Origin of the sequence: Kerstersia gyiorum, from assembly GCF_048595715.1 — a bacterium.
Taxonomy (GTDB): Bacteria; Pseudomonadota; Gammaproteobacteria; order Burkholderiales; family Burkholderiaceae_B; genus Kerstersia; species Kerstersia gyiorum.
The window spans coordinates 1,759,588-1,784,926 of record NZ_CP169556.1; the positions used below are offsets into that span (position 1 = coordinate 1,759,588).

General features: G+C 61.0%; 25 protein-coding genes. 10 read left to right on the plus strand and 15 right to left on the minus strand.

The genetic code is table 11. The features are described 5' to 3' along the window. Positions 1–18 precede the first annotated feature (18 nt). Positions 19–312 carry a hypothetical protein gene (locus tag ACEW7X_RS07765; RefSeq protein ID WP_068367988.1) on the minus strand — a complete coding sequence of 98 codons (294 nt, stop codon included), beginning with the start codon at positions 310–312 and terminating at the stop codon, positions 19–21. 371 nt (positions 313–683) lie between these two features. On the opposite strand from ACEW7X_RS07765, the gene ACEW7X_RS07770 reads away from it, so the two are divergent. The 3 genes from ACEW7X_RS07770 (at position 684) to ACEW7X_RS07780 (ending at position 1,744) form a co-directional block, all read left to right on the plus strand. Beyond that, on the plus strand, positions 684–911 hold the full coding sequence (locus tag ACEW7X_RS07770) for a LysR substrate-binding domain-containing protein (protein WP_068367986.1): 228 nt from the start codon (positions 684–686) through the stop codon (positions 909–911). Between the two features lie 73 nt (positions 912–984). After that, a complete protein-coding gene (locus tag ACEW7X_RS07775) occupies positions 985–1,260 on the plus strand; it encodes a hypothetical protein (RefSeq protein WP_068367984.1) in 276 nt (91 codons plus the stop codon). 103 nt (positions 1,261–1,363) lie between these two features. After that, positions 1,364–1,744, plus strand: a complete 381-nt coding sequence (locus ACEW7X_RS07780) for a hypothetical protein (protein WP_068367982.1) — start codon at positions 1,364–1,366, stop codon at positions 1,742–1,744. Positions 1,745–1,922: 178 nt separating this feature from the next. Here the strand turns inward: ACEW7X_RS07780 and ACEW7X_RS07785 are convergent, their stop codons facing one another. Then, positions 1,923–4,283: a penicillin acylase family protein gene (locus ACEW7X_RS07785; RefSeq protein WP_420177845.1), complete on the minus strand. Its 2,361-nt coding sequence runs from the start codon at positions 4,281–4,283 to the stop codon at positions 1,923–1,925. 487 nt (positions 4,284–4,770) lie between these two features. Between ACEW7X_RS07785 and ACEW7X_RS07790 the strand changes: the two genes are divergently transcribed. Then, positions 4,771–5,178 (plus strand): DUF1090 domain-containing protein, encoded by a 408-nt coding sequence (locus ACEW7X_RS07790; RefSeq protein WP_238591309.1) that lies wholly within the window; start codon positions 4,771–4,773, stop codon positions 5,176–5,178. 419 nt (positions 5,179–5,597) lie between these two features. Further along, a complete protein-coding gene (locus ACEW7X_RS07795) occupies positions 5,598–5,885 on the plus strand; it encodes a hypothetical protein (protein WP_068367978.1) in 288 nt (95 codons plus the stop codon). Positions 5,886–5,893: 8 nt separating this feature from the next. Here the strand turns inward: ACEW7X_RS07795 and ACEW7X_RS07800 are convergent, their stop codons facing one another. Next, positions 5,894–7,162 (minus strand): SLC13 family permease, encoded by a 1,269-nt coding sequence (locus ACEW7X_RS07800; protein ID WP_420177846.1) that lies wholly within the window; start codon positions 7,160–7,162, stop codon positions 5,894–5,896. Between the two features lie 204 nt (positions 7,163–7,366). Here ACEW7X_RS07800 and ACEW7X_RS07805 point away from each other — a divergent pair, with 204 nt between their 5' ends. Beyond that, positions 7,367–8,089, plus strand: a complete 723-nt coding sequence (locus tag ACEW7X_RS07805; RefSeq protein ID WP_339137158.1) for a DUF6796 family protein — start codon at positions 7,367–7,369, stop codon at positions 8,087–8,089. Positions 8,090–8,142: 53 nt separating this feature from the next. Here ACEW7X_RS07805 and ACEW7X_RS07810 read toward each other — a convergent pair whose 3' ends face one another. Both ACEW7X_RS07810 and ACEW7X_RS07815 read right to left on the minus strand, forming a co-directional pair. Beyond that, positions 8,143–9,120, minus strand: a complete 978-nt coding sequence (locus ACEW7X_RS07810) for an arsenic resistance protein (protein WP_068369211.1) — start codon at positions 9,118–9,120, stop codon at positions 8,143–8,145. A gap of 164 nt (positions 9,121–9,284) precedes the next feature. After that, positions 9,285–10,001 (minus strand): pirin family protein, encoded by a 717-nt coding sequence (locus ACEW7X_RS07815; protein ID WP_420177847.1) that lies wholly within the window; start codon positions 9,999–10,001, stop codon positions 9,285–9,287. A 233-nt stretch (positions 10,002–10,234) separates the two neighbouring features. On the opposite strand from ACEW7X_RS07815, the gene ACEW7X_RS07820 reads away from it, so the two are divergent. Continuing rightward, positions 10,235–11,191 (plus strand): LysR substrate-binding domain-containing protein, encoded by a 957-nt coding sequence (locus ACEW7X_RS07820; RefSeq protein WP_420177848.1) that lies wholly within the window; start codon positions 10,235–10,237, stop codon positions 11,189–11,191. Here ACEW7X_RS07820 and ACEW7X_RS07825 read toward each other — a convergent pair. Then, positions 11,188–12,357, minus strand: a complete 1,170-nt coding sequence (locus ACEW7X_RS07825; protein WP_130486991.1) for an MFS transporter — start codon at positions 12,355–12,357, stop codon at positions 11,188–11,190. The genes ACEW7X_RS07820 and ACEW7X_RS07825 overlap by 4 nt on opposite strands. 149 nt (positions 12,358–12,506) lie before the next feature. On the opposite strand from ACEW7X_RS07825, the gene ACEW7X_RS07830 reads away from it, so the two are divergent. After that, positions 12,507–13,313 carry an AraC family transcriptional regulator gene (locus tag ACEW7X_RS07830; RefSeq protein WP_068367968.1) on the plus strand — a complete coding sequence of 269 codons (807 nt, stop codon included), beginning with the start codon at positions 12,507–12,509 and terminating at the stop codon, positions 13,311–13,313. 33 nt (positions 13,314–13,346) lie between these two features. Here the strand turns inward: ACEW7X_RS07830 and ACEW7X_RS07835 are convergent, their stop codons facing one another. The 4 genes from ACEW7X_RS07835 to ACEW7X_RS07850 all read right to left on the minus strand — a co-directional run bounded on the left by ACEW7X_RS07835 (position 13,347) and on the right by ACEW7X_RS07850 (position 16,837). Next, entirely contained in the window at positions 13,347–13,784 is a 438-nt protein-coding gene (locus ACEW7X_RS07835) for a DUF1641 domain-containing protein (protein WP_420177849.1), read from the minus strand. Between the two features lie 51 nt (positions 13,785–13,835). Further along, positions 13,836–15,026: an NAD(P)/FAD-dependent oxidoreductase gene (locus ACEW7X_RS07840; protein WP_420177850.1), complete on the minus strand. Its 1,191-nt coding sequence runs from the start codon at positions 15,024–15,026 to the stop codon at positions 13,836–13,838. 58 nt (positions 15,027–15,084) lie between these two features. After that, on the minus strand, positions 15,085–15,723 hold the full coding sequence (locus ACEW7X_RS07845) for a TetR/AcrR family transcriptional regulator (protein ID WP_242611449.1): 639 nt from the start codon (positions 15,721–15,723) through the stop codon (positions 15,085–15,087). Between the two features lie 169 nt (positions 15,724–15,892). After that, complete coding sequence (locus ACEW7X_RS07850; RefSeq protein ID WP_257740854.1) at positions 15,893–16,837, minus strand: LysR family transcriptional regulator; 945 nt, start codon at positions 16,835–16,837, stop codon at positions 15,893–15,895. 717 nt (positions 16,838–17,554) lie between these two features. On the opposite strand from ACEW7X_RS07850, the gene ACEW7X_RS07855 reads away from it, so the two are divergent. Together ACEW7X_RS07855 and ACEW7X_RS07860 are read left to right on the plus strand one after the other, a co-directional pair. After that, entirely contained in the window at positions 17,555–18,970 is a 1,416-nt protein-coding gene (locus ACEW7X_RS07855; protein WP_068367952.1) for an NAD(P)/FAD-dependent oxidoreductase, read from the plus strand. 43 nt (positions 18,971–19,013) lie between these two features. After that, positions 19,014–19,511 (plus strand): RidA family protein, encoded by a 498-nt coding sequence (locus ACEW7X_RS07860; protein ID WP_165390009.1) that lies wholly within the window; start codon positions 19,014–19,016, stop codon positions 19,509–19,511. A gap of 304 nt (positions 19,512–19,815) precedes the next feature. Here the strand turns inward: ACEW7X_RS07860 and glsA are convergent, their stop codons facing one another. The 5 genes from glsA to proP form a co-directional block, all read right to left on the minus strand. Then, the gene (gene glsA / locus ACEW7X_RS07865; RefSeq protein ID WP_068367950.1) at positions 19,816–20,775 is read right to left on the minus strand and encodes a glutaminase A; all 960 of its coding nucleotides are present in this window, start codon (positions 20,773–20,775) and stop codon (positions 19,816–19,818) included. A 102-nt stretch (positions 20,776–20,877) separates the two neighbouring features. After that, positions 20,878–21,243, minus strand: a complete 366-nt coding sequence (locus ACEW7X_RS07870; RefSeq protein WP_068367945.1) for an EF-hand domain-containing protein — start codon at positions 21,241–21,243, stop codon at positions 20,878–20,880. Between the two features lie 15 nt (positions 21,244–21,258). Further along, on the minus strand, positions 21,259–21,477 hold the full coding sequence (locus ACEW7X_RS07875) for a glycine zipper 2TM domain-containing protein (RefSeq protein ID WP_068367943.1): 219 nt from the start codon (positions 21,475–21,477) through the stop codon (positions 21,259–21,261). 721 nt (positions 21,478–22,198) lie between these two features. Beyond that, positions 22,199–23,509, minus strand: coding sequence for an APC family permease (locus ACEW7X_RS07880; protein ID WP_068367941.1), 1,311 nt, complete (start codon positions 23,507–23,509; stop codon positions 22,199–22,201). Positions 23,510–23,767: 258 nt separating this feature from the next. Continuing rightward, entirely contained in the window at positions 23,768–25,300 is a 1,533-nt protein-coding gene (gene proP, locus ACEW7X_RS07885; protein WP_130486994.1) for a glycine betaine/L-proline transporter ProP, read from the minus strand. Between the last annotated feature and the right edge of the window lie 39 nt (positions 25,301–25,339).

Here is a 25,339-nt window from a genome sequence, read left to right on the forward strand (position 1 = left end):
GTCGGGTGGGGCTGGAACCTAGCGTTCCAGCCGGACTTCGAAATAGGCTTCACATTCTCCCAGGTCACGAAAGCCCTCGTTGCGCGCGCGCATGGCTGCCGTGATCCATTTTTTTGCCAGTGCGATATCTTCCGGCCGCATTTCCATTTCCGAGGCTTCTTCCGCCTGCTGCCAGGCACGGTAGGTATCTGCAACAGCGTCGGGGCCGCCCAGGGCACGTTCCAGCGTACGGCGGAACCGGCTTTCGGCGTCTGTGCGGGCGCGTTCCGGAAGTTCAGTCGGGGCGTCCTGCAGGGTGATGATGTATGGCATCGCGAGTCTCCAGAATGGTGCTGTTTATTTATACAGTATTTTCTGGGGTTAAGAAAAGTCCTTTTCGCAGGTGTGTGTCCGGGAGGGCTGCGATGGGGGCGTTTACTTGTCGCCTGGGGCCGCATCGGCAGACAGTCCTGTGCATCAGGACCGGGCCATTATTGGCGGTACGGTGGGTTGCAGCTGGGGGAGCAGCAGCATGAGCCCGATGGCCAGCGTTCCCGCAACCGCTAGCAGCGGCAGGTAATTGATAAGATAAAAATATCAAAGAAGCTAGGAATGGACATGTCTGAGCGTCTGAATCTCAATTCGGTACGGGTATTTGCAGTCGTGCTGGCCGAGGGCAGTTTCTCGACAGCGGTACGCTGACCGTGGCCGCCGCCCGGCGCGGGCTCGGCTATGCCATCCTGGTCAAGAGCGCTTGCCAGACGCTGCTGGATACCGGTGAGCTGGAAGCGCTGGTTCTGAACAAGCCGGCGGCACCCCTGCAACTGTTCGCTACCTATCCCCAACGAAGATACCTGCCACGCAAGGTCAGGGCGCTGGCCGAGCATTTTGCGCAATCCCTGTTACCGATGGGGCAGGGACTGGCCAGATAGCTGTGGCATGATGCCCATGGCGCGTTCCGTGTCCGAGAGCGGAGGAAGCCGGATCAATTTCTGGGAGACAGCAATGACAAAGACGGCCGGTGAGCGGTCATGGTTCACGATTTTGGGCTGGGTTGCGACGGTGACGGCAATGGCCATGTATGTGTCCTACATTCCCCAGATCAGTAATAATCTGCATGGCATGAAAGGAAATTGGCTGCAACCTTTGGTGGCGGCCTGCAATTGCACCCTGTGGGTTGTTTATGGTCTGACCAAGCAACCGAAACGGGACTGGCCGATTGCCATTGCCAATTCGCCTGGCATTGTATTTGGCCTGGCAACTTTCGTGACGGCCTTGTAATCGTACTGTTGTGCGAGATAGCACCGTAGGCAGGCTGGGGCATTGGAACAATGGGTTTCGGACCTTTCCCGCAATATGCCCAGAGGCAAGTTATGGAACATTTATGAGCAAAGTAAAGGTTTGCAGGGCAGGCAATGGTTTCTTTGTGCTCAAGCGGACGGCTGTCATGCTGGTCTCATCCGCTGCCTTGCTGGCGTTGCCGGTGCAGGCGCAAACATCGGACGATGAGATCTGTGACGCGGTAGCGTTCCTGTCGCGGTCCACCATGCATGTGCGCCAGCATGGGGTCAGCCTGGAAGAGCTGCTGGCCGCCCATGCCGCCAGTAGCACCGGTTATGGCGGGCAGCAGGCACTGGTGCAGGCGATCGCCCGTAATGCTTATGAAGAGCCGGAAGCGGTGGACGAGGCTGGCAAAAGCCAGGCAGTCGAAACGTTTGGCGAGAAATGGCGCAAGCTTTGCTTGGCTGACGTTCCGCAACCCTAGCGCCCCTGGCGGACTGCTGCGGATCGGCGTTGGCAGCAGCGTGCAGCTCATGTGGGCGCTTGCGGCAATCAGGCTGGCCTGAGTGGAAAAGCGGGATACCCCTATGAGAGGGCATCCCGCTTTTGATGAGCCGCAGCCGCCAGGGGCGGCAATGACGGGGCGTGGATGTTATTGGCGCCTAGAAGGTGCCGTCGGTGTTGGCGCGCAAGGTTTTTACCGTCAGTTTTGGATCAGCGGTGATTTCTTCCTCGGTGAATCGGATGTCCAGATACTTGCCTTCGCTGAAAAGGCGCGTTTGCTCGGCATGCAGCGGCGAATTGGCATTATCCGACTGGCCTTGCACCTGGATCTGCTTGCCGCGCGGGCCTCGGGGTGTCATTTCCACCCAGTAGATGAAGCTGCTGCCGCTGATGGCTTCCCAGCCGTCCTTGCCCTTGAAGGGGTCTGTATTCATGCGCAGGAAGGCGATGCCGCCAGGCACGGGGATGCGTTCTCCATTGACAGTACGATGCTGGTAGTTGCGCAAGGAAGCGTCCAGCGCAATCCCGTTGCTGACCAGATCATTGACGGCGGCATAGAGGGCCTGGCGCACCTCTTCGGACGGTTGCAGGCCGCGTGGCGTGTTCAGCGGGTCATTGGCGTCGAAGGGGATGGTGTACCAGGCAGGAGTGACCTGACTGTTTTCCAGGAAGCGGCGGAACAGGACCGCGCCCTTGTCGTCCAGCAGATAGGTCCCTTGCCAGGCGGCCAGCACGTCGCAGGCCTGTGGCAGCATGGCCGGCGCGTCCGTACGTGCCGTCAGCGAGTGGCAGAACGACACCAGTTCAGGCTGCCAGATGCGCGCATAGTCGCGGCCGTCAAACAGTTGGCTGATGAATTGTTCCAGCGTGAAACCCTTGCCCGGCAGGCCATCGCGCTGTTCGAGCCGGTCTTCGATGATTTCCAGGCCACCGCGTGAACGGTTGCTCAGTACGGTTTTTTCCTTGCCGTACAGCGACGGGTAGCCTTCCAGCGGCGCGCGCAGATTGGTGATCCAGTAGGAATCATTGGCGTTGTAGACGTAGTCGTCGCGGAACTGGTAGGGAATCTGCGCCGAGGGGAAGACGCCCGGGAAAATGGCGCTGTCATCCTGGATAGGGGCGCACGACATGCGGCTGCCGTCGAGCACGGCGCCAGAGACGGCGCAGTCGCTCATCATGGCGTCCGTTACATAGGGCAGCGGGTTGGGCATCGAACGGTAGGCATGCCCTTGCGAGTCCGCTGCCGTGGAGTTGATCCATGCCACGCCTAGTGTCGCCTTGTCGGCGGCGTGGATGTCCTGCACCGTCCGGGCCTGCGAGTACAGGTGCCACATGTTCAGGCCGGAAACCTTGATCGGGCTGTGTTTCCAGGTGTAGGCATGTTCCACGGTCCAGGGGCGGTCGGTTGAGACGCTGACGGTGCCGAACAGGGTGTCGTAGAAGGTGTGGGTGTAGGGCGCCAGTTTACCGTCCGCACCACGTACCTGGACCGTTACGGTGGTGGGGACCATTTCGTGACGCTTGCCATCGACCAGATAGCTGGTGGGGGAACCCGGTACCAGGTTCAGGCGGTAGCGCACGCCATTGGTGATGGTGGCGCCGGCGGATGTGGCGGCCCAGCCTACCGCGTCATTATGGCCGATGCCGATGACGGGGCTGGCACCGAAGGTCATGCCGTTGACATTGAGTTTTCCGGGAATCGTCAGGTGCGCGGCCACCATGCCATCGGCCTTGTTCCACTCCCAGTGCGGGTTGGAGAACACCATGCCGGTGCCGTCGCGGGTCGCGTCCTTGCCCAGGGCGACCATATTGCTGGCCAGGATCTTGGGCGCAGGCAGCGCGGCACGCTGGGCGGCGCTGATGCGCTGCGCATCGGGCTTCTGGCCCGGGGGGACCGCTGCCAGGAAGCCGTCGAATTCGTTGCGTACGGCGGTCAGCATGTCGGCCCAGAAGGCAGCGTTCAGATACAGATCACGTTCGGTGATGGGGCGGATCCAGTCGGCGCCGGCGCATCGTTCGTCGGGCAGCTTGTAGTCGACTTCCTGCAGATAGCGGTTGTAGCCCGCGACGTAGCCGCGCACCAGTTCGCGGACTTCGGGCAGCACGCCTGCCGGCGACTGGTCGGCCAACAGGTTTTCAAGCCAGCCTTCGTCGATGAGTTTCTGGATATAGAGATCGCTGGCCAGGTTGCCATTGCGCAGATCGAAGGAAAAGTCAGGCCCGTTGGCCCCGAAGCGGGCAGCGGCTTGGGCGCTGGTCGTCAGCCAGCGGCCGGACATGGTGCAGGCATGATCCTCGGCCCAGACGTAGCCCAGGCCATAGCCGGCGCTGGTGTAGTCATTGGCCTTGATATGGGGAACGCCACCGGTGGTGCGGCGGATGTCTACCTGGTAGCCGGCGGATTTTTCCGGTGTGGATTGGGAACTCTTGCCGCTGGACAGGCAGCCGCTCAGTAGCGCGGCCATGGCGCCAGCCCATGCCAGGTTGCGGACCAGTTGCTTGTGACGATATTGCTTCATGGGAATGCTCTCTCCTCCAGAACACTTTCTGTTTTTTGTCGGTTTTTTTGTGGTGGCGGGGCCCGGAAGGGGGCGGGTGTCGCCGATTGTCCCGTGGGGGTAAGGACAGGGTTCCGGGTGCGATGGTGGAAGCGCCTGGAGCGGACAGTCGTTTCTTGTGGACTCAATTGACCGTCCGGTAAGTCAATTTAAGGGACTTGGCGGCTTGGATCAAGGTTGCACCATGTGGGATTAACCCTTGTTTCTACCGAGATGGAGTTAGGGAAAAAACCGTGATTCAGCCAGATGAAAACCGCGCATTTAAGCGGAAAAGTCTGGTTTTTTGATGATTTTTAAATTCCTTGACGTTGAAAAGGGAGGTAATCGTAAGTTTCTGATTCTGCCTGGTCGCTTTCTTCGGTATAACAATCTGTAACGGACTGCATGTTGGAGGTCCGGCCACTCTTCGCGCGGAACACGCCCGGACGGCGGCATTGATAGGGGAAAAATGATGCAAAAGCTGATTCAAGCGACCTTGTGGACTGTTCTTGCCTGTGCCGCATTGCCTGCCCAGGCGGCCAATCCTGGCTGCGAGCGCAAGGCGGCAGAAATCGAGCAGCAGCTCGACTACGCCAAAACCTATGGCAACGTGTACCGTCAGCGCGGCCTGGAGCGGGCGTTGACCGAAGTGCGTACGCACTGCACTGATGCCGGGCTGGTCAGCGAGAAACGTTCGGAAATTGCCGAACAGAATGAAAAAGTGAACGAAATCCAGGCGGAGATCGAAGAAAAGCAGACGGAAGGGCGCTTGGACAAGGTACGCAAGCTGGAGCGCAAGCTTGAGCGCGAGCGCGAGGAGTTGCGTCTGCTGCAGAACGAACTGCGCGAGCTTGAGTCCGGCTTCACCGCCAAATGATGGTTGCCTACGGTGCTTGCGGCAGGTTTTCAGGCCGTGCAGCGGGTTCCAGTGGGTGTTTGATCGTGCCGGATGTCCGCGTTTGCATGCCGCCACGAGTTTTATATAGTAGCATCTGCTGTAATAATAAAAATTCAGGAAAAGAGGCTGGATAGGGACATGCGCGTTTGCCGTTGGGCATGGCCATGACTACCGGCAGGGGTGTGCTGCGCCAGGCCAGGCCTTGAAGAAGGCAGCTGCAAGCAGCTCAGTAGATGGACCAGGCGCGGCCAGCGCAGCGGCACGACCGACATGGCTGCGTGATGGCGAGTGCTCCTCATTGGGCGCGCTCGTCATATATATGGGTGGTTTCGATGAAAGCGGGAGCAAGCCGGTTCGGTGGAATCAGGCGATCGTTCATTGCAGCATCGGTGACAGCGATGCTGGGGGTCCTGAGCATGGGCGCCCTGGGCGGTGTGCTGTACTACGCAGTCTATCCTGTGCTGGGCCCGTGGCATGGCCGTCTTTCCGCTTGGAGCGGCGATTGGATCTGGCCGGCGACGGTCTCTGCTGGCGTGCTGTGGTCCCTGGGGTTCGTCTGTGCGGGCTTGTGTTACGCACGCCTGGAACGCGCCGGCGTGGACGTCGCCATTCGCCGCACCAGCTACGTGGTGGTGCTGTGGTTGTCAGCCGTCTGCGCCTGGTCGCTGGTGCTGCTCGGGTGTTGATGTCTGGCTCAGGCCCCTGCCAGCAATATCCATGCACCGGCCATGAGCATGCAGGCGATGGTGACCGGCAAGCCGGCGCGGGTGAATTCTCCGAACGAGATTTTTATGCCGCAGGCTGCTGCCTGTTCCACGACAATGATGCCCGCCAGGCTGCCAAAGATAAAAAGATTGCTGGAAAAACTTGACCCCATGATCAGGGCGGCACCCATGCTGTTGGCTGTTTCCGCAGTCGGGCGCAGGAAGGGCAACAGCATCATTACGGCCGGATTGGTACCGACCAGCGTGCATAACAGGGCAATGACGAGAAAGAGCGCGATAGGCGAATCCAGGTGAATGCCTGCCGAACGCAGGTCGCCCAGCAGGACTTCGGGCAGGCCGGTGGCGGCGAAGGCGGCATTCACCATGAACAGGCCCATGATGAGCAGCAGCAGGTTGCCATCCACATGCCGGAGCATGTCGCTGGAGGCGATCTGGCGGTTGATCAGCAGCAGGCCTGCCGCGCTCAGCGCCACTAGCTCGCGTGGCCAGTCACTGAAGATGAAGGCCACGATGACGGCCAGGGTGACCAGGCTGGCCTTGATCGTTTCCCACAGATCCAGGGGTTGGACGCCATCGTTGCCGCCCCCGGGCGCGGCGGTTGGTACGACGGTTGGTGCGGGCGTGGCGTCGGACGCGAGCATCCAGCGCCGGCGGTACATAAAGGCGATGATGCCCCAGACCAGCGGCAGGGAAATCAGGGCCGGGATGATGGTGGCGCGCAGCAGGCTCAGGAAGGAAAGGTCCAGCGCCTGGGCGACGATCATGTTCTTGGGGCTGCCGATCAGCGTGCCGGCCGCGCCGGTATTGGCGGCAAAACAGAAGGCCAGCAGAAAGGGGACGGGATTGAGGCCACGCGCCAATGTCAGCGAGACCAATAGCGGGGTCATCGCCACGACTACCACGGCATTGCTCAGCAGGGCTGACAGTATGCCGCCGACGACCACCAGTGCGCCCAGCAAGGCTGGCGGGCTGATACGCAGGGTGGCGACCCGGCGGGCAGTCCAGGCATAGAAGCCCGATTCCACGAATGCCGAGGAAACCACCATCAGGCCAAACAACAGGCAGATGGTCCGGTAGTCGATGGCTTGCCAGGCGGCCTGTGGTGAAATGCTGCCCGCCGCCATCATCGCCAGGGCACCCACGACGGCAGCGCCCGTGCGGTCGACCTTGAAGCCCGGCAACTTGCCAAAGCCCATGGCGACATAGACAATCAGGAAAATCAGAAGGGTCGTATCCATCGGCTTCTTGTGTGGCTGCCGGCACTGGGGTGTCAGTGGCAACAGTGGCTATTGCAGTTGCGTAGTTTAGCGTTGCCTGTGCCAGACCTGTATGCGTCGAGCCATTCTCTGGTATGCAGATGTTTCTTGTGCAGCATCCCGCTGGCACGCGGCTGGGTCATGCCCTATGATGCCCGGGCGAAATTCCTTTTCCGGAGGCAGTCCATGTCCTCGTTTGATTTGCAAAAAGTTATCAGAAGCAGTTTGATTTGTGGTGTCGTCGCAGCCTTGTGCTGGACGGTGGCCGATATGCTGTTGGTCGGTTTCGTGCCCAGACCGCAGGCCTATCCGCTGTTTTCACAGCAATTGGCGGGGCAGCTCGATAGCGAGACGGCCATCCTGATGCTGGATGGCTCGCCGCAGCGCCTCATGTGGGGCATCTACCTGGCAACCTTCAGCGTGGTGCTCTACATGCTGGCCTGCTTTGCCTTGTACCGCCTGTTGCCGCCGGGCAACTTGAGCCGGTTGACGGTATTGCTGCTGCTGGCCGGCTATGCATGGTCGCCGCTGGGGCACGCCGCCTTTGGTTTCGTGGGTCTGCAGGCCCAGAGCATGTTGCATGGCGCGGCCGAAGCCTGGGCCGCGCAGGTGCAGGCTTTCAACCAGTTCCAGCATTTGTTGACCGTGCACTGGGTCGGTTCGGTCGCGGCAAGCACGCTGGGCTGGTTACTGGTGATGGGGCGTGTCATGACAGGGCGTACCCGCCTGCCGCGCTGGACGGCAATCTTCAATCCGGTTGTCGTGGCGATCGTGCTGGCGGGCGTGACCCTGCAATTTCCCGGTAATCTGCTGGCAGCGCTCATCGGCAGCGCCAGCCTGAATCTGGCGCAGTTGGTGTTCTTCGGCAGCGCGCTGGTGCTGTTGTCGGGCGGCAGGCCCAAGGTGTGAATGGGCGAGTGGGTGAGTGGCAGTCGTCCGCAAGGCCGTCGTCAGGCCGCCCCTCAGTGCTCGCGTTGCCGGCCGAGCAATGGGATCAGCCGGATGTAAAGCAACTCGCCCAGCAGCTCGACGATGGTTTGCGTCAGCACCACGGCGGGCAGCAAGGGCAGCGCGCCGGGTATGGCCAGTACCAGCGGCAGGATGACCAAAGAGTTGCGCGTGCCGGCGCTGAAGGCCAGCGCACGGCCTTCGGTGGGCGGCAGGCGCAGCAGGCGCCCGGCCAGCCAACCGAGCGCGGGGGCGCAGAGGGCGAAGGCAATATAGACCGGCACAACCTGGCGCACCGCAGACAGGGACAGGCCCAGTTGCGGCACGACGGCAGCGATCACAATGAAAAGCACCAAGGCCGTAGCCGGTACCGGCAGCAGACCCAACAGCCGGCTGGCTTGTTGTGCTGGCGCTCGCGTTGCGGCGCGGGCCAGGCCGGCCTGCGACATGGCGGCGCACAGCAACGGCACAAGAATGAGCCAGAGGAACGCCTCCAGGAATGGCCCGGCACGCACCAAAAGCGCAGCCTCGCTGCCCAGGAACAGACCCAGGTAGGCGGGCAGCAAGAGCATCTGTACCACCAGCAGCATAGGCGTGGCGGCCAGCAGCAGGCGGGCATCGCCACGGCCCAGGTGCGAGAAGGTCACGACATAATCTATGCAGGGGCAGAGCAGGACCATCAGCACCCCCAGCCGCAGCAAAGGGTCGGGCGGCAGCAAGGGCAACAGGCCGGCCACCAGCGCCGGCACGAGCAGGAAATTCGTCAGCAACAGTGCGGCCAGAAAGCGCAAGCGCCCGAATGCGCGCTTCAGTTCGGTCATCGGAACCTGGAAGAAAGTCAGGTAGAGCATCAGCGCCAGGGCCGGGTTGATGGCTTGTTCCAGGTTTGCCGCCATGGCCGGCTGGGCGATAGCCAGGGCTGCAGCTAGCAGGACGGCACAGAAATAGAGGGGAACTTGATGGCGTTCCAGGAAGTCGCGTAGCGGAAGCATGCAGGCCAGGAGGATGAGCGTAGGCAACCGGGATTGTGCCTGAAAATCTCAGTTAACAGGCCCGACGCTGTCCTGACGGGACGTTCGAGGGAAACGGGCGGCCGCTCAGGGTATTGAGGCAGAATGTGGGTAGTGCCGGGCGGCGCAGGGCCGCCCGTTGGGCGTCAGGACTGCGGCAGGCCCGGCGCATCGACCAGCACCAGTTCGGTATCTTCGATGGCGCGTATGCTCAACCGTTGTTCATCGAATGCAGCGGCGCCGTCGCGAGCGGCGAGCGGTAGGCCATTGACTTCCGCCTTGCCCGTGGCCAGCACGAGATACCCATAGCGCAAGGCCTCATCGAATGTGTATTCGATGGTTTCACCGGCCTTCACTGTAGCCCCGAGCACCCGGGCGCGCGACCGGATCTGCAAGGCGTCTGCGTCGTTCGGCATGCCGCTGGCCAGCGTGATGAAGCGGCCGGCCCGGTCATCGCGGGGGAAGGGGCGGGTTCCCCAGGACGGTTCGCCACCCCGGTTTTCCGGGAAAATCCAGATCTGGAAAATGCGTGTCGTGCCCGGTTCCAGGTTGTATTCGCTATGGCGGATACCCTTGCCCGCGCTCATGACCTGGACATCGCCGGCGACGGTGCGCCCTTTGTTACCCAGGCTGTCCTGGTGCGTAATGGCGCCTTCACGCACGTAGGTGATGATCTCCATATCGGCATGGGGATGTGGCGGAAACCCGGTGCCGGGCTGGATGGTGTCATCGTTCCAGACCCGCAGGGCGCCCCAGTGCACACGATCGGCATCGTGGTATTCGGCAAAGGAAAAATGGTGTCTGGCATTCAGCCAGCCGTGGTCGGCACCGCCAAGACTGGCAAAGGGACGGTGTTCAAGCATGATGTCCTCCTGTGGCTGATTCGTGATTGATGCTGCCAGTCTAAGTCGATGGCTGGCCAGGCGGAATCCCGAAAACGGAAAAGCATCCTTTCCGTTTTGCAGGGCTGCAGGGGATCGTGTGCCGGGCTTGATGGCCGGCATGCGGTTGGCCGTGGTAAATACAGGGATCAGCCCGGCATGGCTGCCGCGAACCCGTGTGGCAAGCCGGGCCGGGCCACGCAGGAGTGCGCATCATGAAGAAATTACCGGATCTTGAAGCCTGGGCCATTTTCGCCAAGGTGGCGCAGACCGGCTCGTTTGCCAGAACGGCTGCCGAGCTGTCGCTGTCGCAGGCAACGGTGTCCAAGGCAGTGGCGCGGCTGGAAGGCCGTATGTATACCATGCTGTTTCACCGCACTTCGCGCCGCATTTCCCTGACTGAAAGCGGCCAGGCGGCACTGGAGCGGGCGGAACGCATCCTGGCCGAGGGCGAGGCAGTGGAAGCGGAAATGGCGGAGCAGTCCTCCGCCTTGCGTGGTCTCATCCGGATTTCCGCGCCCATGTCCTTTGGTATCGAACGCCTGGCGCCCCTGCTGCCGGCATTCATGCTGCAGCATCCGGAAGTGGCGCTGGACATCCAGTTCGACGATCGTCATGTGGACCTGGTGGCGGAAGGGTTCGATATGGCGCTGCGCATCGCGAATCTTGAAGACTCCAGCCTGCTGGCGCGCCATCTGTGCCGCGTGCGCATCTTGCTGGTGGGGGCGCCAGCTTATTTCCAGGCTCATGGCCGTCCCCGGCATCCGCGTGAGCTCGCGGCGCATCAGGCCTTGCAGTACAGCTATGCGCCCGGGGGCGCGAACTGGCGCTTCCGGCACGCGGTGCAAGGAGAATTCACGCAGGCCGTGCCGCTGCGGTTGCGGGTCAATAACGCCGATGCACTGACTCCTGCCTTGCTGGCTGGGCTGGGTGTGGCCTTGCAGCCCGAGTTCCTGGCCTGGCAGCAGTTGCAGTCCGGCCAGCTTGAAACCGTGATGGACGACTGGCTGGTAGCGCCGCTGGCCTTGCATATCGTTGCGCCCCCGGGGCGGCGGCGGCCCGCCCGGGTACAGGCCTTCATGGATTATCTGGCGCAACGCTTCCTGCAGGAACCCTGGGCGCAGCCGCCCGCAAGCCTGGCGACATCGTTGCTTGCGCACCCGGGCATTTAGCGCTTTGCCTGCATGGCGGCCTGGCGGGCACGCCGCGATGACGCTGCACCGCCGCAGGCGTCGGCCAGGCAGGCCAGGATAGCGCAGACGGTGAGCGTCGGGCCCAATGCCTGGGCCTGTCCGGCCAGCCACATGCCTGCACCGATCAGCAGGTAATACAGCAGGCCGAAAAGGGCACCGGCGGTACCCAGGCAGTGGCCGTAAGCATGCAGGGCCGCGCCCAGCAGGTTGGGAATGGCCATGCCATAGGCCAGGACGATCAGCGTCAAAGGCAGCAGGAGCCATACGCTGTCCTGCAGCAGCCAGACCGCGCTGCCCGCAAGCAGCATCAGCATGATGGCGCACCGGACCAGGGTGGTGCCAGGGTGACCAGCCGCGAGCAGGCGGCGATTGACCCAGGCGCCGAGCGCTGCGCCAGCCGCAAGCAGGGCGCCGCTATAGCCATAAAGCGCTTCGGACAAGCCTAGCCGTGCAAACAGGAAAGGGCCGGTAGCGTAGTAGCTGAACATGGCGATATTGAACAGGGCGACCAGCCCGGCCGCCTGCCAGATGTCGCGATCGCGCAGCATCAGTTGCAGCGTGGGCCACAGCGGCGCTGGCCGCGCCTGCCCGAGCCGCGTTTCCGGCAGGCGGCGCGCGGTCCAGCCCAGCAGCAGCAGGGCTGTGGCCATCAAGGCCAGCAGGACGCCCTGGTAGCCTTGCCAGCGTGTCAGCGCCGCGCCGGCAAACAGGCCCAGCGCGGGGCTGAGCGCCAGCGCCATGCCGACCAGCGAGAAGACGCTGCCCAGTGCCGGTCCCTGGAATCGGTCGCGCAGCACGGTCTGGACGCCGATGGAGCAGGTGGCGATGCCCAGTGCCGCCAGGCCCTGGCTGGCCAGCAGCATGCCGAAACTGGTGGCGCCCAAACCGGCGGCCGTGGCGGCCGTGAACAGCAGCAGGCCGGCCATCAGCGCGGGACGGCGGCCAAGAGAATCGCAAAGCCGGCCCCAGAGCACGACGCCCAGGGCGAAGCAGAGGAAATAGACGCTGAGTACTTGCGCTGCCGCGCTGGGCGGAATGCCGAAAGATTGAGAGAAATCCGTGAGTGCGGGGCTGTAGAGGGTTTGCGCCAGTTGGGGGAACATCAGAACGATGACCGCCCAGGCGACGAGATGCCGATGTGGCACGGGCTGGCTCCTGGAATGATGAGGTCTGTCATTCTGATCGCAGCAGCATGTTCCGATTATGCATGTTTGGACATAAAATAACTGAAATCGGACAATCTTGGCGGGGCTGCCCGAATTGGGCATGATCCGTTACCAGAGAAAACACTTGTATGACATGGATTGCCCCCAGCGCGATTTTTGATGCAGACGCCCATGCGGCGCCGGTGGTCGGCATCGCCTCGGAACTGGCCGACCACGACTCCGGCATGCACAGCCACGCACGTGGCCAGCTTTTGTATGCCCGCCAGGGATGTATAAGAATCGTGTTGGACGGCAAACTCTGTCTGATGCCGCCTTCCCGGGCGGTGTGGATTCCACCGCATATCCTGCACCAGGCCATGATGACTCGCATCGTGGATTACCGCTCCCTGTATTTTCGGCCTGATATGGCAGTCCAGATGCCGGCGGACGTGCGGGTCATTGAAGTCAGCGATTTGCTGCGGGCCGTGCTGGAGCCCATGGCGCTGGCGCCGTTCGAGCAGGAATGGGGCCATGGCCGATACGCGCATTTGCTGGCCTTGTGCATGGATGAGATCGGCTGTGCCAGTATCCAGCCCATGTTGCTGCCTATGCCTGCCGATCGCCGTCTTGCCGGGTTGCTCAGGCAATCGGAAAAACTGCCGCCGGCGCTGCACGCGCTGGAGCAACGCGTCGGCGCCAGTGGCAAGACCATCAGCCGCATTTTCCGCAAGGAAACCGGTATGGGCTACCAGCAATGGCGGCAACAATGGCGGCTGATGCGGGCGATGGAATGCCTGGCGACCGGCAAAACCATTGCAGCAACGGCTGCGGAATTGGAATTTTCCAGCGACAGTGTGTTTATCGCCTTTTTCCGCAGTATGGTGGGCCAGACGCCGGGGGAATATTTCCGTGCCTTGCCCACCTCGCCGGCAGAGGCACGCCGCCGGCGTCTGTGACATGCGGCCGGCGGGGCGGCAGGGTCAGGGGATTCAGTCTGCCGTGTAGTCCAGCGGCGGATGTGCCATCTGTTTGCCCAGCACGCCGGCGACCGCCAGCAGGAAACTCAGGCCGCGCCGCACATCTTCGTCGCGTGCCATGCGGACCAGTCCGAACAGCGTGGGGGTTTCCTTCATTTGCGATACCTGGGCATTGGCCATGCGCACGGCATTGCCGGCGGTCCAGAGCGCGCCCGTGGTTTCCTCGTAGGCCTTGGCCAGCTTTTCGATCATGTAGGTGTCGCTCATGTCCACCAGATCGGCGGTGACGGACAGCAGGTCTACGATGCGATTCAGGCGGCGGCCGGCCAGCAGGGGTTCGAGTTTGCCGACGAGTTCGGCCAGGCCCTGCATCGCGGCTTCGTCTTTAAGCAGGCTGTCGACCTGGGGTTGGGCGTGAACTTGTGCTTGAGAGTTGTCAGTGGACGTCATGATGAGGCTCCGTTACGGGAATTAGGGTAGGGTCCTTGGCGGCTTTCAGGCTTACACCAGGCCGCGTGCCACGGACCAGTACAGACCGCGATTGAACCCCTTGCGCATCAGGCCGCCCAGTTTGTTGGGCGGCGTGGGCTTGACGTCCACGTGGTAGTCGTACCAGAGCGGCATGCCGTCTTCCAGGCCCATTTGCGCGATTGCCACGACGCGTCCGTCATAGGCATCGCAAGGATGGCCAAAGCGTATTTCGGATGCGACGTTATTGACCACGACAGGCGACTGGCTGTGGCATGAGCCGCCGGCCTTGCTCACCGGCAGGTCTACCGTATCGCCCAGGACATACACATTCTCCAGGCCATAGACCTGCATGGTTTCATGGTTGGTAGGCAGCCAGCCTTCGCCGTCCAGCGCTTCGGAAATGCCGGTGCGCTGCACGGCGTCCACGGCGCGGATGGGCGGCGTGGCCATCAGGATGTCGAAGTTTTCGTCCTTGCCTTCGGCGGAATAGGCGATTTTCCGGTCCGGGTCCACGTGGTCCAGTGTGAAACCGCGTTGATACTTGATGCCACGTTGTTCGAAGATGGTCGGCAGGACTTCGCAGGTATCTTTCTGCAGGAACAGGCAGTTGCGCAGCAGTTGGGAGACCGTGGGGTAGGTGTAGACGATTTCCACCCTGTCGCGTACGCCGCGCTTGCGCAGCAGGTCGTCGAGCATCAGCGTGGTTTCGATGGGTGCGATGCCGCATTGGTGCGGGACATTGGGCGTTTTGGGGAAGGTGACGGTAATGAAGATACGGCCTTGTTCAATGGTGCTCAGCTTCTCCGCCAATTGACGCGCCGGTGCATGCTGGTAGAAATGGTCGCCGGCTTCCTTGAGCCCCTCGATGCGTTCGGGCGAAGGTATGCACCCGGTGGAGATGATCAGGTGGTCATAGCCCACCAGGCGTCCGCTCTTGCAGCGTACCCGGCTGGCCTTGAACTCGAATTCTTCGGCCTCTTCGATATGGAAGTCCACTTCCGGGCGCAACAGGCTGCGCTGGGGGCGGCGCAGTTCGTCGCGGAAAAAGCTGTTGAACGCGACATACATGAAGGCCGGTTTGTAGTAGTGCCAAGGGGAGTTCGATAGCATTGTGACCTGCACTTTGCCGGAACGGATTTCAGGGTATAGCTTGGTCACCAGGTGGTTGGCGGTCATCGTGCCGCCTATGCCCCCGCCTATGATCAAAATGCGATGTGCCATGGAACGCTCCTCAGGGTGGTAAAGCTCGGAACGGATGTCCGCTCCGATGCCAGGGAAATCAGGTCATCAGCGACTGCCAGGTGTTGTGCCAGAGCTCGTCTATGTAGCGTGCGAGAGGCTCGGCGATCACGCCATCAAGCCGCAGACAGACCATGCGGATGGCTGCGCCGTACATCATGGAAGCTGCCACGATGGGTTCCATGGCGCGGATTTCGCCGGCTTCTATGCCCTGGAAGACGAAATTGCGCATGCGCACGAAAGGCATGGCCGAACAGATCGACGGTTCGCCGGGCAGGAACTCCTGGTGACGTGCATGGACGACGAAGGACATCACGTCAGGCTCGGTTTCGGTCAATTCGAACAGCATGCGTACGACGGCCTGGCAGCGCTCGCGGGCTGTTGCATGCGTGGCTTCTATGTCATCGAGCAGGGCATTCATGCTGGTGATCAGATGCTGGTAGAGCGCATGAGCCAGGCCTTGCTTGTCGGAAAAGTGGTGGTACATGAAGCCCACCGAGACATTCGCTGCGCTGCCGATGTCGTGAATGGACGTACTGAAATAGCCTTTCTCGGTGAAGAGCCGCAGGGCCGCGCGCAGCGTGGCCACATGGCGGGAACCCAGTTCTGGGAAAAGCGTCAGGGAAACGGGAGAGGAAATAGTGCTGTTCATGGCGCGTCGGAAAATCAGAACGAACATTCGTTCTGTCTTGGTTTTAAAATTAGCAAAATAAGTATAAATAGGACAGCTGGGGTTTTCGCTATGAGTATGAGGGCGGCCTTCTGATGCGGGCCGGAGCAGCGAGGGAAGACAGGGAAGGGGTTGCTTGCAGCCGCGGGTGGCACAGCCTGCAAGGAAAGTCAGTGCATCATGCTTTTGCAAAGAATGCGGCGTCGGCTTGTAATTGCGGGGAAATGTGCTCGTCCACCCATTCCAGCCAGACGCGCGTTTTCGCATCGACAAACGAGCGCGACGGCAGCAGGGCGAATACGCCGATATCCGGCGAGCGCCAGTTGGGCAGCACGCGCAGCAGGCGCCCGCTGCGTATGGCGTCGATAACAGTGAAAAGCGGCAGCAGGGTGATGCCAGCGCCGCGCATTGCCATTTCCAGCAGCAGTTCCGGCGTATCGGCAACCAGGGGCCCCTGGGGCTCGAAGGCATGGCTTTCGTCCTGGCTATTGGTCAGTTGCCAATCCGTGGATATGGATGGATTGACCACGCGCAGGCAGTCATGCTCGCGCAGTTCGGTCGGCAGATCGGGCTGGCCGCGCTGCTGGATATAGTGTGGCGAGGCGCACAGGATGGAAAACGTCGTGCCCAGGCGTTTGGCGGTCAGCCCGGAATCCGTCAGGGATTCCGCCAGATACAGGCTGACGTCCACGCCATCGGCCAGCAGGTCGGGAAAATGCTGCGAGGTACTGTAGTTGACGACCAGGCCGGGGTACTGGGCGCAGAACTCAGCCAGCATGGGGGCGACATAATGCAAGCCGAAACTGGCCATGCTCTGCAATCGTAGCCGTCCCTGCGGCTTGGCTGCCGCGCCGGCCGCGCTGGCTTCCGCTTCTTCCACCAACGCGATGATTTCCCGGCAGCGGGCGGCATAGTCGCTGCCCACGTCGGTCAATACCCGGCTACGGGTAGTGCGTTGCAGGAGTTTCGCGCCCAGGCGGCGTTCCAGGTCGGCGACCAGCCGCGATACCTGCGCCGTGGTCAGTTCCATTTGCTCGCCTGCGGCGGTGAAACTGCCACTATCCACGACACGTAAGAATGCGCGCATGGCGTGGATGACGCCGGATTCCAGATTTCTGCTCATTTCGACGATGCCAGTCTGAAAGGAATGGTTTGTTTATTACTAACTTAGGAATTTTTTCCCTGCCGCCAGAATGGACGGTGTTACCGGGAAGCTATGCACAGATGATGCGGATATCCCGGATATTCCGTTTCTGAAGACGGCTATTTTTACATATTATGCAAATATGTTTTTAATGTGACACGGTTGTGAGCCCTTCAAGAATGGACCACAATGCGCGCCATCTGTATGGCTTTGGAACTTCTGCATGACCACGCGCCCAAGCGCAAGCCCCGGCCATCCGCATGGGGACCAGCGAGGCAGTGACCTCTTGACGACGCGGGCATCGTTCCCGGCAGCCCGGCGGCGGGCGCGGCTTCATTTTGATGGCCTTGATTGCAGTCCATCGCTCATGCGCGGCGCACAAAGGTTTGAACACCGTGTTTCCGGCCTCATGTGCCAGTTGGTACTGGTCAGAACACCGGATTCCCCGACCAGGAGCGACTTGTTGCCGACGTTTGCTCCAGTCCAGCGTCCGTTGCGGACGCGACATATGGGTATGGTCATGAATGCCTTGCCAATCGTCGGTTCTTTTGCTGTCTGTCCCTGTAGGGGCGGCATTGCCGATGGCGTTTCCGGGCCTGTGCGCCGGTAATACCAACATCCAATAGCGATCTCCCGCGTACCGAACGCCCAGGGTTCGGCGCATTCGTACAATTAAAGAGAATAGAAGTAACTATTATGAAGATTACCAGACGGAAACTTCTGATTGGCGCGGGCGCCGGTGTGGTTGTCGCTGGCGGTGCCGCAGTGACCCCGATGCTGCTGCGCGATAGCGTGCTGGAAGCAACGACTTCGCGCGCGCTGCCTGTGGCTGGCGACGACACGTTGCCGGCCAGCGCGGACGTGGTAATCGTCGGCGCCGGTATGATCGGCGTGGCCACTGCGTTGTACCTGGCCGAGCGCGGCCTGTCGGTAGTGATTTGCGAAAAGGGCGTGATCGCGGGTGAACAGTCCAGCCGCGCCTATGGCCAGGTTACGAGCTATGGCCTGGACGGCATTACCGAACTGATCCAGCATAGCAAGTACCTCTGGCGCGGCATGAACGAGAAAATCGGTGCCGACACCAGCTACCGTTCTTATGGCCGCGTGCAGGCATGCGCCAACGACGAAGATGTGGCCAAGGTCGAAGCCTGGCTGGCAGAAGCCCGCCACCAGGCGCCGGAACACGCCCCCATCCGCGCGCGCTTCATTGAAGGCGCTGAGCTGGAAGAGCGTCTGCCGGGTGCACGTACGCCGTGGAAAACCGCCTTCCTGCAGGAAGACGACGGCAGTATCGAGCCGGCAATCGGCGCTTCGATGCTGGCCCGCTATGTGCAAACCCAGGGTGTGAAAATCGTCACGAACTGCGCGGTGCGTGGTTTTGAAACTGAAGGTGGCGCCGTGTCGGGCGTCATTACGGAGAAGGGCCCAATCCGCGCCAAGACCGTGGTGGTCGCCGGGGGCTACTGGTCGCGCTTGTTCTGCGGCAACGCCGGCATCAACCTGCCGCTGCTGCCGGTTTATCTGTCGCAACAGCGTATCAGCGATGTCGCGGGCGCGCCGCCTGCTTGCGGCCACGCCGGTATCGTCGTGTGGCGCAAGGAAGTTGATGGCAGCTATTCCAATGGCCCGCGTTACCTGACCGCCCCCATCATCCGCGACAGCTTCGCGCTGGCTGCCGATTTCCTGCCGCACCTGCCCAAGCATCTGGGCGGTCTGCACATGGATCTCGCTCTCAATCGCGACCTGGTGCGCTCCTTCCAGACGCCGCGTTCGTGGAAAATGGATGAAGTCAGCCCCTTCGAACTGGCTCGCGTCACGGCACCCACGCCCAACAACGAATTGCTGGACACCTCCCTGTCCTGGCTGCGTGGCGAATTCCCGGTATTCGAAAACGCCAAGGTCGTCGAGCGCTGGGGCGGTGTGGTCAACGTGGCCAACGATTTGATCCCGGTGATTTCCGACATCGAAAGCGTGCCTGGCCTGTTCGTGTCCTCGGGCTTTGACTTTGGCCTGACCCAGGGGCCGGCAGCCGGTCAGTTGATGGCTGATATGATCACCGGCGAGACGCCTAAGGTCGACCCGAAACCCTTCCACCTCAGCCGTCTGCTGTAAGGATGCGAGGCCTAGCTTTAACCAGGAGATGTTTATGACAGGAATGCTGAAGAAAACCGCCGCTGCCGTTCTGGTAGCGGGTGCTGCGCTTTCCGGCGCAGCGGTTGCTGCTGACAATGTCGTGCGCCATGGCGCTGGCAGTTTCCCGATCTCTTCCGCCGTTGAAGTGCCGGCGGGGAAAACGGTGGTCTACCTGAGCGGTAAAGTGCCCGAAGTGAGCCACCCCGACCAGCCCAAGGATTCCCTGGCTGCCTATGGCAATACCAAGGAACAGACTATCAGCGTGCTGAACCAGACCAAGCAGCATCTGGAAAGCCTGGGGCTGAGCATGGCAGACGTCGTGAAGATGCAGGTGTTCCTGGTCGGTGGCCCGGAAAATGACGGCAAGATGGACTTTGCCGGTTTCATGGAAGGTTACACGCAGTTCTACGGTGATGCGGCCAAGCAACCTGTGCTGCCGGCCCGCTCGGCCTTCCAGGTCGCAGCGCTGGCGCATCCGGCATGGCGCGTTGAAATCGAGGTGACGGCAGTCCGTCCGTAGCTACCCGGGCGGTTTGAGTCAGGCAAGCGGCTTCAGTGCGCGCAGCCAGGGCGATACCGCTCTGGCTGCCAGGCGGGAGCCGTAATCATGGCCGCTGGTGTTTGTCGCACCAGCGGCCATTTTCATGTCTGCAAGAGAGGGGCCTCAGGATGGTGTGCCTGTTCGGCGTGGATGGCACCGACTGATAGCAGGCGCCTTGCTTCCCGGCAGGCTATCGCGGTTCTGATGTGCGCGAGAGTCTGCGCAGGATGGATGGCGAAAGGGAGGCGGGCCTGGCGGGCGGCTGGAACGCGGCAGCGTGCCATCAGCGTGAGTGGGGCAGCGCCGTGGCGGGCGAACGGTAGATGTTGTAGCCCAGGGTGTCGGCAACCGCGGCTATCATCTTTTGTCCGCGCACACTGTTCCCGAACTCGTCCAAGGGCGGAGAAAATGCCGCAATGGCCAGCACGCCGGGAACCACGGCCAAAAGACCGCCGCCAACGCCACTTTTGCCGGGCAGACCGACGGTATATGCCCAATCTCCAGAGCTGTCGTACAGCCCTTCCATGGTCATGTCAGCCAGAATGCGCGGGGTGTTTTCCGCCTGCAGTACCCGTTTGCCGCTGAAGGGATGAAGGCCGCCGCTGGCCAGCGTGGCGCCGATGGTGGCCAGTTCCAGGCAGTCGAGCAAGGTCGAACACTGGCGTGTATAGACATCGCAAGCCTCCATGGGGTCGCAGTACATATAGCCGGCAGAGTGCAGCAGCCAGGCGATGGCGCGATTATGGGCGTTGGTGCTCTGTTCCGACTCATTCAACTCGGCAGACAATGCAATCTCACCCGAACCCAGCTGTTGCTGAATGGCAAGAATGCGCTGCCAGCGTTCTTCCACCGAGCCGGCTTTCACCAGGCTGGCCGTGGCGATGGCGCCCGCGTTGACCAGGGGAGAAAGCGGTTTTCCTGCATGCAGTTCCAGCGCCATGATGGAGTTGAAAGGCAGGCCGGTCGCATCCGCGCCTATTTTTTCCTGCACGGTATCGTGCCCCCAGTCTTCCAGAGCCAATGCCAGGGTGCAGACCTTGGAAATGGATTCAAGGGCAAAACGGTAGCGCACATCGCCAGCGCAATACTGGCTGCCGTCTATGCCGACAACCGCCAGCGCGGAGAGTTTGTCAGGAACTTGTGCCAGAAAAGGGATGTAATCGGCATTGGCGCCGCCGGGCAGTTGTCCGAACGCCTGGAAGGCGTCATCAACGGCACGCTGGATGGAAGGGGGCGTTGGCATAGCGACTGCTCCGGGAAGGGAATATCCAGGGCCACGAGCCGAAAAGCTGCCCGTTTGTCCTGGCTGGCTGGAACAACTGGGCAATGGCGGTTGCCGGGGAGGTCAGCGGGTCAGGAAACCGTCGCCGTTGCGGTCCTGGCGATGGAAATCATTCATGACCGCAATGATGAACTCCTCACGTGAAATTCTGCCGTTTTTGTCTGTATCCACCAGGTCGAATTCACTGGCAGTAAAGACCGGCGCAGCCTCTTCGCGACTCAGGGCCCCATTGCCTTGGGTATTCAGTTTGTCAAAGGCGTGTTCCATGAAAACACGGTACTCCGCTTCGCTGATTTTGCCGTCCTGGTTGGTATCGAGCTGCTTGAATACGCTTTCATCCAGTTGGACAACCGGTGCTTGTGCCAGCGCGACATTGACGGAAAACGGCAGGGCCAGCGCCAGGGACAGGAATAATTTCTTTGCTTTCATGTTGTGCCGCCTCGCTTATTTGCAACCCAATTGATTACCGGCATAGCTGCCCGCGCCTGCGCCCGCGACCGTGGCAATGGTCTTGCCCGTGCCGCCGCCGACCATACTGCCCAGCAGGCCGCCGACCACAGCGCCACCCACCGTGCCGGCAATGCAGTCGAATTCCGACTGCGCCTGCGGGCTGTTCATGCTTTGGCAGCCGCCCAGTGCCAGACTGGTCGAGAACAGTGCCATGGCTAAGAAAGTGCTTCTTTTCATAGATACGTACTCCACGCAATGGATAGCGGACTGCCGGGAAATGAAAACGGTGTCTCGACTAACGCGAATAGATCGTGCCAGGTTCTGTAGGGCCACTGCCTTGAAGCGAATGACTCATTCAAAGCATAGACTGCAGTGCTGTGAAAGAGAAGGCCTATTTGCAAAGGGTTTGATTGTTCGCAGCATTTCCGGAAATTTGTTTGGCAATGCGTTCTTCAGGGTTGCACAGACTTTCCCGATGCCACGCTGGCAATATCAGGAATTGTCAATTTTTTAGATTCGAAGAGAGGGTTCAGATCGCATTGACATGTCTTTGTCAAGCTAAGGGAATCCTGCATGATCGCGCCAATGGTTTAGCGCAAAGTTTTCCGGAAAACCGACCGCTCAGTGAATCAATTGCGCTCGTCATCATGATTGCAGAACAAGCGGCGGACATGATCAAGGCGGATGCGCGCCGTTGAGCCTGCGGCGTTGTACCGATCCAGCGTCTACTGATCAAGGGTGGTGGATTACCATGGCGAACGGGCCAGGCAGTGCGGGGGAAGAAACAGGGCAGGGTGTCCGCAGGCGGGGAATTGGAAATGGTCTAGGCAGCCGCAGGTGCCAGACGTTCAACGGGACGTACGGAAAGCGGAGGGAATGGCGCCCGCCGCTGTGGTGGCAGGCGCCTGTAAGCCTTGATGGTGCGACTGTTTTTCTAGCGAGGCCGGGTGCCCGTGGCGCCGCCTGCAGAGATATGACGATTGCGCCAGAATGCCAGGCCGGCGCAAAGCGCCAGGGCGGCCAGGATGGAGGCAATGGCCATCAGGTTGCTGGTGGCGAGGCTATAGAGGAAACCCAGCATGATCAGCGAGACAATCGCGAGGGTCAGCAGCAGGAATCCTGCGCCCAGATGAATCCTGGCGCGCATGCGCCAGGCAGCGATGAGAACAAAAAAGTAGCTGGCCAGGAACGTGAAGCTGACAACATCGGCCAGCACGCTGACATCGAAGCAGAGCGCCAGGACGGCGATGGCGATACTGATCACGACATTACCGGACGAAGCGTTGCGCCACAGCGGACGATTGAGGGCGGCAGGAATTTCCCGGGACTGGCCCATGCTGTCCAGGGTATTGAACAGTGAAAAAATCGTCGCATTGATGGCTGACGATGTGGCTAGCAATGCGCCGGCCGACACCATCACGAAGCCTGTTGCACCCAGCACGGGATAGGCGGCATAGGCAATTGACGTCTCCGCGTACTGGCGCAGCTGCGCCATGGAGAGGCTGGATGCCAGAATGATGGCAAGGGCGACATACAACAGCATGGTGATGCTGATGGCCAGAATGAAGGCCAGGGGCATGGTGCGTGCAGGATTTTTTACCTTATCCGCCGCATTGGTCATCATATTGAAGCCGGCGTAGGCGAAAAAGGTCAGCCCCAGACTGGAAAAAATCGGATCGGCTCCCGGCAGAGGAGAAGGAATCAGGCTGGTCGGTTTGAGCTGAACCGCGCCCGCAATAATGAAGATGAGCAGAATGCCCAGTTTCAGAATGACCAGCAGCGATTCGGTACGTCCGACAGCGTGATTGCTGTACATATTGAGCAAGGCCAGGAGCACGATGATGCCCAGGGTATAGGCCAGGCCCAGAAGTGCCAGATTGGCATGGCCGGGGTGCAGCCACTGCGCTGCGTACAGGCCGAAGGCGCGTGCGACCAGCGCAATGGTCAGAATCAGCGTGCCGATATAGAGAAAAGACAGGGTAATGACCAATGGCCGAGAAAAAGCAGCCCGGAAATAGTCGATTAAACCTCCGTTGGTCGGGTAATACACTGATAGCCGGGCATAGGCATAGCCGATCAGAAGTGAGACCACACCCGCCAGACCGAAGGAAAACCAGGTAAAGGTATCCATCAATTCCGCGACCTGTCCGATCAGCACGAAAATACCCGCGCCGACCATTGCCCCAATACCAATGGAAATGACGTCAATCAGATTCAGCGTTTGTTTTGATTGATGGGTTGCCACGTGTACCCTGCCAAAAAGTAAAAAGCCCCGGCGGGAGCGAGAGAAAGGGCATACCTTGAGATGGGCATGATCTCAGTGTTGTACTCGACTCGCCCGTGGGAGGCAATGGGCATGAGTCAGTGCATGTTGCCCCAGGCGTATTGGTACTCAAGGCTTGAGGTCCGCCATTTTTTTTCCTGCCGCTTCTAGTCCCCAAGAACTCGCCGTGCCAGGGCTGACGGTGGCGACGCCGGGCCGGCTGCGCCACCGTCAGCTCAGTCAGTCCAGATGGGGATGCTGGTCCACCAGTTTCTGGCGGCGTTTGCGCAGCAGCTCTATCCTTTCTTCCAGTTCGACGATTTCGGCCTCGACATCTTCCACGCTTTGTTCGATGTTTTCATAGGCTTCCTGCAGCAGCACACGGGCTTCCTGGCGGCTGGATGCGTTGGGGGTGTCGCCGCGTAGCGGCCGGTTGGCCGTCTCGGGCAGAAAGAAGGCCGTGATCAGGCCGACGACTGCCGCTGCCATCAGGTAGTAGGCCGGCATCATCAGGTTCTGGGTTTCTTCCACCAGCCAGGCAGCGACAGTCGGGGTCAGGCCTGCAATGATGACGGCCACGTTGAACGAGCTGGCCAGCGCGCTGTAGCGGATGCGCGTGGGGAAGAGCGCGGGCAGTGTCGATGCCATGACACCGGTCAGGCAGTTGAGCAGCGCCGCCAGGCAGAGCAGGCCCAGGAAGATGGTGCCAGTATTGTCGCTGCCTATCATGCGGTAGGCCGGGATGGCGAGCAGCAGCAGACCGAGGCTGCCGATCAGCAGGAAAGGCTTGCGCCCGACCTTGTCGCTGATGAAGCCGACCAGTGGTTGCACGAACAGCATGCCTATCATCACCACGATGATGATGAGCACGCCATGGCCTTCGGAATAGCCCAGGCTGCTCGACAGGTAGGTAGGCATGTAGGTCAGCAGCATGTAGTAGGTGACGTTGGTCACCAGTACCATGCCGACGCAGATCAGCAGCGCCTTGCGGTAGCGCGTGAAAATCTCGCGGAAGGAGATGCTGGGACGCTCCTTGATGGCATCGCGGTCGTCCTTCTCCATGCGTTCGAGCTGTTGCGCGAAGGCCGGGGTTTCTTCTGCTGCATGGCGCAGGTACAGGCCCAGCAGTCCCAGCGGACCGGCGACGAAGAAGGGCACGCGCCAGCCCCATTCGAGGAAGCGCCCGTCGCCCAGGATGGTTTGCAGCAGCACCACCATGCCTGCGCCCAGGACAAAGCCCGCAATCGACCCGAAGTCCAGCCAGCTGCCCAGGAAGCCGCGCCGCCTGTCGGGGGCATATTCCGCCACAAAAATGGCGGCGCCGGTGTATTCGCCGCCGACCGAGAAGCCTTGCGCGACCTTGCACAGCAGCAACAGGACAGGGGCCCACAGGCCGATGCTGTCATAGGAGGGGATCAGGCCGATGCAGAAGGTGCTGATGGCCATGATGATGATGGTCAGCGACAGGACTTTCTGCCGCCCGAAGCGGTCGCCCATGACACCGAAGAACAGGCCGCCCAGCGGACGGAACAGGAACGGGACCGAGAATGTGCCCAGTGCGGCGATGGTTTGCACGGCAGGCGAGGCATCCGGGAAAAATACCTTGCCCAGCGCAAAGGCGACAAAACCGTACACCCCGAAGTCGAACCACTCCATCGCATTGCCCAGCGCGGCAGCGGTCACGGCTTTCTTGAGTTTGCTATCGTCGATGACGGTAATGTCGTTGATGCCCAGAGGGCGCGGCGCGGGTGGGGCAGAGGCTGTTTTGCTCATGTATCTGCTTCCTGTTTCTGTACGCCATATCCGCATATC

Coding starts and splice junctions, on each gene's coding strand:
- ACEW7X_RS07860 (WP_165390009.1), top strand. CDS start 19,014: ATGCTGAAGAAAACCGCCGCTGCCGTTCTGGTAGCGGGTGCTGCGCTT.
- ACEW7X_RS07790 (WP_238591309.1), top strand. CDS start 4,771: ATGATGCAAAAGCTGATTCAAGCGACCTTGTGGACTGTTCTTGCCTGT.
- ACEW7X_RS07845 (WP_242611449.1), bottom strand. CDS start 15,723: ATGTTCGTTCTGATTTTCCGACGCGCCATGAACAGCACTATTTCCTCT.
- ACEW7X_RS07815 (WP_420177847.1), bottom strand. CDS start 10,001: ATGCTTGAACACCGTCCCTTTGCCAGTCTTGGCGGTGCCGACCACGGC.
- ACEW7X_RS07820 (WP_420177848.1), top strand. CDS start 10,235: ATGAAGAAATTACCGGATCTTGAAGCCTGGGCCATTTTCGCCAAGGTG.
- ACEW7X_RS07795 (WP_068367978.1), top strand. CDS start 5,598: ATGCTGGGGGTCCTGAGCATGGGCGCCCTGGGCGGTGTGCTGTACTAC.
- ACEW7X_RS07850 (WP_257740854.1), bottom strand. CDS start 16,837: ATGAGCAGAAATCTGGAATCCGGCGTCATCCACGCCATGCGCGCATTC.
- ACEW7X_RS07835 (WP_420177849.1), bottom strand. CDS start 13,784: ATGACGTCCACTGACAACTCTCAAGCACAAGTTCACGCCCAACCCCAG.
- proP (WP_130486994.1), bottom strand. CDS start 25,300: ATGAGCAAAACAGCCTCTGCCCCACCCGCGCCGCGCCCTCTGGGCATC.
- glsA (WP_068367950.1), bottom strand. CDS start 20,775: ATGCCAACGCCCCCTTCCATCCAGCGTGCCGTTGATGACGCCTTCCAG.
- ACEW7X_RS07805 (WP_339137158.1), top strand. CDS start 7,367: ATGTCCTCGTTTGATTTGCAAAAAGTTATCAGAAGCAGTTTGATTTGT.
- ACEW7X_RS07840 (WP_420177850.1), bottom strand. CDS start 15,026: ATGGCACATCGCATTTTGATCATAGGCGGGGGCATAGGCGGCACGATG.
- ACEW7X_RS07765 (WP_068367988.1), bottom strand. CDS start 312: ATGCCATACATCATCACCCTGCAGGACGCCCCGACTGAACTTCCGGAA.
- ACEW7X_RS07800 (WP_420177846.1), bottom strand. CDS start 7,162: ATGGATACGACCCTTCTGATTTTCCTGATTGTCTATGTCGCCATGGGC.
- ACEW7X_RS07775 (WP_068367984.1), top strand. CDS start 985: ATGACAAAGACGGCCGGTGAGCGGTCATGGTTCACGATTTTGGGCTGG.
- ACEW7X_RS07875 (WP_068367943.1), bottom strand. CDS start 21,477: ATGGCACTGTTCTCGACCAGTCTGGCACTGGGCGGCTGCCAAAGCATG.
- ACEW7X_RS07855 (WP_068367952.1), top strand. CDS start 17,555: ATGAAGATTACCAGACGGAAACTTCTGATTGGCGCGGGCGCCGGTGTG.
- ACEW7X_RS07785 (WP_420177845.1), bottom strand. CDS start 4,283: ATGAAGCAATATCGTCACAAGCAACTGGTCCGCAACCTGGCATGGGCT.
- ACEW7X_RS07810 (WP_068369211.1), bottom strand. CDS start 9,120: ATGCTTCCGCTACGCGACTTCCTGGAACGCCATCAAGTTCCCCTCTAT.
- ACEW7X_RS07780 (WP_068367982.1), top strand. CDS start 1,364: ATGAGCAAAGTAAAGGTTTGCAGGGCAGGCAATGGTTTCTTTGTGCTC.
- ACEW7X_RS07870 (WP_068367945.1), bottom strand. CDS start 21,243: ATGAAAGCAAAGAAATTATTCCTGTCCCTGGCGCTGGCCCTGCCGTTT.
- ACEW7X_RS07830 (WP_068367968.1), top strand. CDS start 12,507: ATGACATGGATTGCCCCCAGCGCGATTTTTGATGCAGACGCCCATGCG.